This is a genomic window from Streptomyces lancefieldiae (genome assembly GCF_031845825.1).
GTDB classification, from domain to species: Bacteria; Actinomycetota; Actinomycetes; order Streptomycetales; family Streptomycetaceae; genus Streptomyces; species Streptomyces lancefieldiae.
The window spans coordinates 1-1,799 of sequence record NZ_JAVRFH010000196.1 but is presented as its reverse complement, the minus strand read 5'-3'; the positions used below and the strand labels follow the sequence as shown (position 1 = coordinate 1,799).

Below are 1,799 nucleotides of genomic sequence, written 5' to 3'. Positions count from 1 at the left end.
GAAGAGTTCGGTGGACGCGCAACGTACTCCCTCAACCTTGCAGCGCTTTTCTCCTTGCGGGAGGGGCCCGGACAGCATGGCGTAAGCCAGCTGCTTGGCGACCGGTCGGAACCAGACCGGGAAGCGGTTGAAGTTCAGGATCAGGTTGCGGCCGCTGCTCTTGTGGATCGCGGGCTGTAGCCGCCAGACGGCGTCGCCGAACTGCGAGGTGTCCTCCAGGGCGACTCCGTCCCGCAGGGGCCGGTCGTGGAGGACGAAGACGTCGTCGCCGGGAAGCGCGACGCTGCGGGCAAGGGCGGTCACATCTGCTCCCAGGGTTCCTCGACCAGATCCAGCAGGACGTCGGTCGGCTTGACCCGCTCTGCGTGCTCGCGTTCCGCGGGACTGAACTTCGCGAGGATGTCGTGGCGGACCGCGGCCCAGGCCGGCCCGTAGCGGCGCCACCACTCGTCCTCGCTCATCGTCAGGCGACGCTCGGCTGCGGGCTGTCAGCTTGTGGATCAGCAGGTAGAGACCGCCGGGGGTGTGCAGGGCGCGGTGCAGGGGGCCAATCTCCCAGGTGACCGTCTCGAACCACCGCCGCGGGCCGCGGCGCCGCTTGATGAGGGTGAGCTCGACAGCCCGGCCGTCCAGAATCTTGTGCTGTGCGGGTAGTTCCTTGATCGTCTCTCCGTTGCGTTCGGTGAGAGCGCACAGCAAGACCATCAGCGGCGCGAGGTCCCGCAGGTGCAGAAACAAGTGCTGGGCCAGCTCGATCCGTCGCGTCAGGTGGTCATGACGACCGTCGTCGCTCAGGCGCGGAACCCTCCCGCTGGCAGCCATGTCGGCCAGAAGGGCGGCCTGTTCATCACCGACGCCGTCACCGTGCCGGCGTACGAGTTCTTCGCCGATCGCGATCCGGTCGCGGATCTGGGCAACGTCGGCCCGGGCCGCGGACAGCAGCCGCTTGAACTCGCCGTCGGAGTAGCCAGCCTGGCCGAAGCTGCGGGATCGTGGCTGTCGCCGGACCAGAGAGTCCCGGGCTTCGGGTGCCAGGAGCGAGACGATCGCGTCCATGTCGAGCAGGAGCTTGATGTCCTGCACGTCCTTGAACGCTGTTTCCTCGCCCGCCTGGGCCGTGCGGAACCGTACGAACCCTTCGACGTGGGCAGGGGTGAGCCGGCCGGGATCGGCGGGTGGGGTGGGAAGTCCAGCCAGGAACCGCATCCAGCGGCCCAGGCACCACCAGGCTCCCGCCGCTGAGGTTCGGGTGCGCAGTCCGCCGCCGGGGCCTGTCCGCTGGGCGAAGGCCCCGGCCAGCGGAATCCACCAGCCTGGCAGCGGCAGCCGGGCCATGTCGAAGACGTCGTGACGGCCGTCGTCACCGTGGAAGAAGACCACGGTCGCGCCCGCAGGACCTGCCCTCACCGGGCCCGGCGGGTCGTACTCGCCCGGTGGCAAGGCTGATGGACGGCCTGGTCCCGTGCTGCCGCGGCCCCGGCGGGTCACCGAACCGCTTCCTGGTCAGCGTCGGCCGGGACGGCGTCGTCGCCGAGCTGGGTCAGCGGGGTGTCTCTCGGGTCGTCCCAGGTGTCCGGGACCAAGGCCATGCGGGTTTCCATCTCCAGCTCCTGGAGGGCGTGCAGATAGATCAAGGTCGTCAGGATCGACCGGTGTCCGAGCCTGCGGCGGACCCAGTCCAGCGGGTCGCCGAAGATCCGGGTGTAATGCCCGCGCTGCTGGGGATTGAGTTCGGCGAGCTGAGCGATGTGAGCCCGCTGGAGCCGTTCGAGGGTGACCACGGCGAATGTGTGACGCAG

The 1,799-nt window shown here is 69.0% G+C and carries 3 protein-coding genes and 1 pseudogene; 1 reads left to right on the top strand and 3 read right to left on the bottom strand.

From position 1 onward, the window contains the following. The coding region (locus tag RM812_RS41540; RefSeq protein WP_311586118.1) for a hypothetical protein at positions 1 to 303 on the bottom strand (303 nt) is incomplete at its 3' end. Next, the gene (locus RM812_RS41535; protein ID WP_311586116.1) at positions 300 to 461 is read right to left on the bottom strand and encodes a hypothetical protein; all 162 of its coding nucleotides are present in this window, start codon (positions 459 to 461) and stop codon (positions 300 to 302) included. The genes RM812_RS41540 and RM812_RS41535, both read right to left, overlap by 4 nt. A 277-nt stretch (positions 462 to 738) precedes the next feature. Here RM812_RS41535 and RM812_RS41530 point away from each other — a divergent pair, with 277 nt between their 5' ends. After that, a complete protein-coding gene (locus RM812_RS41530; RefSeq protein ID WP_311586114.1) occupies positions 739 to 1,242 on the top strand; it encodes a hypothetical protein in 504 nt (167 codons plus the stop codon). Positions 1,243 to 1,484: 242 nt separating this feature from the next. Here the strand turns inward: RM812_RS41530 and RM812_RS41525 are convergent. Continuing rightward, a pseudogene (locus RM812_RS41525) lies at positions 1,485 to 1,799 on the bottom strand (hypothetical protein); the annotation flags it as partial.